Annotated in this window: 6 protein-coding genes; all 6 read left to right on the top strand. The window is 59.2% G+C overall.

Annotated features, from left to right (window positions below):
* Positions 1–221, top strand: a 221-nt coding sequence (locus ACJWXQ_RS09910) for a fructose 1,6-bisphosphatase (protein WP_406672733.1), incomplete at its 5' end; no start/stop codon positions are given.
* A 154-nt stretch (positions 222–375) separates the two neighbouring features.
* Complete coding sequence (locus ACJWXQ_RS09905; protein WP_346051852.1) at positions 376–1,887, top strand: PAS domain S-box protein; 1,512 nt, start codon at positions 376–378, stop codon at positions 1,885–1,887.
* Positions 1,874–2,500, top strand: coding sequence for a response regulator transcription factor (locus tag ACJWXQ_RS09900; RefSeq protein WP_406672732.1), 627 nt, complete (start codon positions 1,874–1,876; stop codon positions 2,498–2,500). The genes ACJWXQ_RS09905 and ACJWXQ_RS09900 overlap by 14 nt, the downstream gene beginning before the upstream one ends.
* Positions 2,501–2,636: 136 nt before the next feature.
* A complete protein-coding gene (locus tag ACJWXQ_RS09895; RefSeq protein WP_406672731.1) occupies positions 2,637–3,020 on the top strand; it encodes a response regulator transcription factor in 384 nt (127 codons plus the stop codon).
* Positions 3,021–3,159: 139 nt separating this feature from the next.
* Positions 3,160–3,837, top strand: a complete 678-nt coding sequence (locus ACJWXQ_RS09890; protein ID WP_406672730.1) for a helix-turn-helix domain-containing protein — start codon at positions 3,160–3,162, stop codon at positions 3,835–3,837.
* Positions 3,838–3,967: 130 nt separating this feature from the next.
* A partial coding sequence (locus tag ACJWXQ_RS09885) for an AMP-binding protein (RefSeq protein ID WP_406672729.1) occupies positions 3,968–5,258 on the top strand: 1,291 nt, incomplete at its 3' end.

Here is a 5,258-nt window from a genome sequence, read left to right as displayed (position 1 = left end):
TCACCGACCCCGTCGATGTATTCGCTCATCCCTTCTGGGATCGGGTGCGCGACCAGGTTGCCGACAAGGCGATGGACATGCGCCGGCAGGGTTTCTTCGGCGCCGCCATGCTGCCCATGGACGAGCTGGAATACACCGGCATCACCACCACCCTGGATGGTCTGGACGATCGTTTCCACGTTCGTCCGGATGGGCCGGAACCACTCCGTCAGGCCTTCTGAGCCGACCCGACGATGGCCTGAGCCGGCAGCAACACAGTCGGCCGGGGCTGCCCGCCCCGGCCGACTGGCATCCATCATATTTTCCTGATAAACTCCCTGTTTTGATCTAGAATGCTGGGTATCCGTTGCTCCCCATGGATTCGGAGGGCCGTCCATGGCGCAAGACGCTTCCCAGCCACATCAGACCGATCTGGATCAGCTGCTGCAGGCATTACCGGTTCTGGTGGCCCATATCAGCTCCGATTTCGAGATCCTATACGCCAATCATGGCTACCGAGACTGGTTCGGACTAGATCCAGCAGCCCAGTACGGCAAGCATCTCAAGGATGTCATTGGACGCCAGGCCTTCCGAGTCCTGCTACCCCATTTCAATCAGGCCCTGGCCGGCGAGCGTGCGGAATTCCACGGCGAAGTTCCCTATGTCCGCGGTGGTCCCCGGTTCATTCACGGAACCTATATTCCTAGCCACGACGACAGCGGACGTATCAACGGTTTTTATATCCTGTCGGTGGACCTCAGTCGTGAGCAGGCGCTGGAACGGCAATTGACCAGTACCACCCGCCGCGCCGAAACCATCATCAACACCGCCATGGATGGCATCATCACCATTGACGAAACCGGCACAGTGCATAGCTTCAATCCGGCTGCGGAGCGGATATTCGGCTATGGAGCCGGCGAGGTGATCGGCCAGAACATAAGGATGCTGATGGCAGGGCGAGACCACGACCACCATGATCAATACCTTGCAAACTACCTCAAGACCGGAGAGGCCCGCATCATTGGCATTGGTCGAGAGGTATGCGGCCGCCGCCGCGATGGCACACTCATCGACCTGTTGCTGTCGGTCGCGAAATTCGAAGAGGCTGGCCGGCGCATGTTCGTCGGCTTCACCCATGATCTCACCGAACGAAACCGGGCCCGGCTTGAGGCACAAAGGAATCTGGATCAACTCGCTCACCTGAACCGTGTCAATGGATTGGGTGAACTCGCCGCCAGCCTGGCCCACGAAATTCGCCAGCCACTGATGGCTATCCAGGCCTCGGCCCATACCATCTACCATAGCCAGGGCAGCAAGGACCAAGAACGCGCGTTCAATGAGGCCCTGAAGCGTATTGAACGCCAAAGCAGTCGGGCTAATGACATTCTCAAGCAACTAACCGCCTTTCTCCGGAAAACGGATGACAGCCCTGGTGAACAAGTCGACATTGCTTCCCTGGTTCGTGAGGTATTTGGGCTACTGGATCCCGACGCTCGCATGACGCAGGTGCGCGTCGAACTGGAAGCACCCGATCAACCCTGCCTTGTCACGGCCAACCGCGTGCAGCTCCAACAGGTCTTGTTCAACCTCATCAGCAATGCTCTGGATGCCATGGAAGTTATATCCACACCACATACCATTCGCATCCGCATTCATCAGCTTGATGGGAGGGACACCTGCCATGTGGAGGTCATGGATTCCGGTCCAGGCCTGGACGAGATGACCATGGATAAACTCTTTGATCCTTTTTTTACCACCAAGGTCCACGGCCTGGGCCAGGGCCTGCCCATCTGTCGTTCCATTATCCGTCGCCACGGAGGTGAACTTGAAGCAGGCAACCATCCTGAGGGAGGCGCCCACTTCCGCTTCACCCTGCCGCTGTCGGGAGATCAGCATGCGCGAGACTGACGGCACAGTCATCATCATTGATGATGATGTGGATGTGCGAGAATCGCTGGCAGCGACCCTGTCAGCCGAAGGCATAAGAACGCGATGCCACGCTTCGGGGGCATCCCTGCTCAGGCAGCCATTGCCCGATGGGCCGGCCTGCTTGCTATTGGACCTTCGGTTACCGGAGGAGAGCGGCATCCAGATTCAGGAGAAACTGCAGGCCAACAATTCCCGGCTTCCGGTTATTTTCCTCAGCGGACAGGCCGATGTGCCCTCGGCCGTCACTGCTCTCAAGCATGGTGCCTTCGATTTTTTGGAAAAAGGCAGCTTCACCCCCCAGCAATTGGTCTCACTGATAAGCGATGCACTGCTACAACACAAGCAGGAACTTGAACAGCAGGAACGTCAGGCGATAAAGCGAAGTCAGTTGGCAGAACTCACTCCCAGGGAGCGCCAGGTTTCCCGGCAGGTTGCCGATGGCAAGGCCAACAAGGTGGTGGCGGTGGAATTGGGAATCAGCGAAAGAACGGTGGAAGTCCATCGGCATAACCTCATGCAAAAGCTGGACCTTCGTTCAGTTGCTCGGTTGGCGAAGTTCGTGGGTGAATTCGACGAACTGAAACCGGATTGAAGATTACCCTCCGTGGCTTCCCGAGCCCAGGCCTGATCATGCTGGAATCCTCTTTCTGTTGACGCCGGTCACCACCTGATTGGTGTAGACCAGGTTAACTTGAAGGAGCCCATCCAATCAGATCTCAGAGCGACCAATGAAACCACAAATACACATCGTTGATGATGATGCAGATGTTCGCGCCAGTATGAGTGGCCTTCTTTCAAACCTCGGCTGGGTGGTAAAAACCTTCAGTTCCGCCTTTGCTTTCCTCCGTACCGAGCCCCATGAAAACACCAATCTTGCCTGTCTTATTCTGGACCTGGAGATGCCGATCATGAACGGCGCCGAATTACAGGCAACCCTGAAGTGGCAATCGGTCGACTTTCCGACCATTGTAATGACCGCCAACCCGGAATCCGTCCTGTCTCAACGGGCCCGGGCTGAGGGCGCCTGCGCAGTCCTCCAGAAACCGTGCGATATGAACAAGTTGGTCACCCATATTCATGCCGCTACCGCATCACTAGGGGAAAATACCTAGTGGTAACCCCCTATGGGCGAAGGAATCATTCCGGCCTAAGCTTTTCTCCTGCGGTATAGGAATATGCCAACCTCACGGAGAATCAGCATGCAGGCGACCATCGAAAATACCGGACTGTTCAGTTCCCGTTTACTGCCGGGTGAATCGGCCACAGGCCGGACACCCCCCCCCAAGGCCCGCCTCTCACGGATACAATCACATCCTTCGTCGGGGCGAGCACCTGTTTCGTACCGGAGATCAAGTAGATCGCGTTTATCGGGTGGTGGGCGGCATATTGAAAAGTTATTTCATCCATGAGGATGGTGATGAGCAGGTCATCGGTTTTCACCTGCCCGGTGACCTGATCGGTTGCGATTGCCTAGCGGACGAGCTCGCCGCCTTCTCCGTGGTGGCCCTCGATACATCCAGCGTCCAACGGCTGCCACACCACGAAGGGGATGGTGTGCCCTGCCTGGACCAGAACCAGCACAAGATGATGCTGAGCTGGATGCAGGAGGAAATCCTCCGCCTGGCGCGCTTGCTACACATGGAACGAGGGGGCACCGATCCTCGCCTGGCCCGATTCCTGCTCGATTTCTCCGAAGCCCAGCGACGCCGCGGATTCAGTGCCCGAGAGTTTCACCTACCCATGGGGCGCCGGGATCTGGCCCGCTACATCGGACTGGCGCCGGAAACCGTGTCTCGAATTTTCAGCCGGCTGCGAGCACGCGGTGTACTGGCCGTTGCGAACAACCATGTCCGCATACTGGATCATGCCGCCTTGGAACAGGTCGCCCGTGGTCACAGCGACAACAGCGCCACTCCCCTGGCTGGATGATACCTGACTGGCTGATAACGAACTGGCACCCGTAAGGCATGAATTGAAGGGCCATTGACCCAGATCAAACACATTCCTTTCCACTCTGGGTAGTTTGAATCCAGCACATCGACACCTGGGAGGTGTCCTCATGTCTGGATCGACGGCACCGAGCCGTAAGCGGCAGGACCCAGACCCACAGGCTTTTTCCTGGGCCGAGGCTCGTGCCCGTCTGAGTGACCTGGGTGAGGGCCGGATCAATCTTGCCTTCGAAGCCCTGGATCGGCACACGGACGATCCCGCCGCCGAACGGACGGCCTTGCGCTTTCTGGCCCGCGACAGTCTTGAGGCGCGGGATATCAGCTACCGCGCCCTCAATGAACGCGCCAATCGTTTTGCCAATGTGCTTGATGAACTGGGTATCCGGCCGGGCGAGCGGGTCTACGGCCTGTCCCAGCGCATTCCGGATCTGTACGCCGCCTTCTTTGGCGCCATCAAGCATGGCTGCGTGTTCACCCCGCTCTTCCCTGCCTTTGGCCCCGAACCCATCCGTCAACGGGTGGAGATTGGCGAGCCGACAGTGCTGGTCACCACCGAACGCCTCTATCGCCGCAAGGTCGCCGACTGGATCACCCAGACGCCCTGCCTGCGGGAGGTATTGCTGATTGGCGATGTGGACGAGGCACCCGATAACACCCGCGATGCCGGCGTACTCATGGATCGGGCCTCGTGCCATTACAGCACCCGCCCCATGGCCCCGGACGCACCGGTGCTGCTGCATTTCACCTCGGGCACCACGGGCACGCCCAAGGGCGCCCTGCATGTGCACGAGGCGGTCATCACCCACCATGTCACCGGTCAGTACGCCCTTGATCTCAGGCCCGGCGATGTCTACTGGTGCACCGCCGACCCGGGCTGGGTGACGGGCACTTCCTACGGCATGATCGCGCCGCTCACCAATGGCACCACCCTGGTGGTGGACGAAGCCGAGTTCGATGCCGAACGCTGGTACCGCATCCTTCAGGACCAGGCGGTAAATGTCTGGTACACGGCCCCGACCGCCATCCGCATGCTCATGCGACAGGGGCCGGAACTGGCCCGGGCCCATGACCTGTCCGCCCTGCGCTTTCTGGCCAGCGTGGGCGAGCCGCTCAATCCCGAGGCGGTGCACTGGGGCCGGGAAGTCATCGGCCTGCCCTTCCACGACAACTGGTGGCAGACCGAGACCGGCGGCATCATGATTGCCAATCGGCCGGATCTGGCCATCCGGCCCGGCTCCATGGGCCAACCCATTCCGGGCATCGAGGCCGCCGTCGCTCGGCAGGGCGAGGACGGCATCGAACTGATCGAAGAACCGGACCAGACCGGCGAGCTGGTCCTTAAAAAAGGCTGGCCATCCATGTTCCGCGGCTACCTGCACCAGGAGGAACGCTATCGAAAAT

It is taken from the genome of Natronospira sp. (assembly GCF_007134575.1).
Classification (GTDB): Bacteria; Pseudomonadota; Gammaproteobacteria; order Natronospirales; family Natronospiraceae; genus Natronospira; species Natronospira elongata.
This window is presented reverse-complemented; position numbering and strand designations above follow the sequence as displayed.

What these genes read in the sequence shown, in the direction of transcription:
- ACJWXQ_RS09895 (WP_406672731.1), top strand. Translation starts at nt 2,637, where the DNA reads ATGAAACCACAAATACACATCGTTGATGATGATGCAGATGTTCGCGCC.
- ACJWXQ_RS09905 (WP_346051852.1), top strand. Translation starts at nt 376, where the DNA reads ATGGCGCAAGACGCTTCCCAGCCACATCAGACCGATCTGGATCAGCTG.
- ACJWXQ_RS09900 (WP_406672732.1), top strand. Translation starts at nt 1,874, where the DNA reads ATGCGCGAGACTGACGGCACAGTCATCATCATTGATGATGATGTGGAT.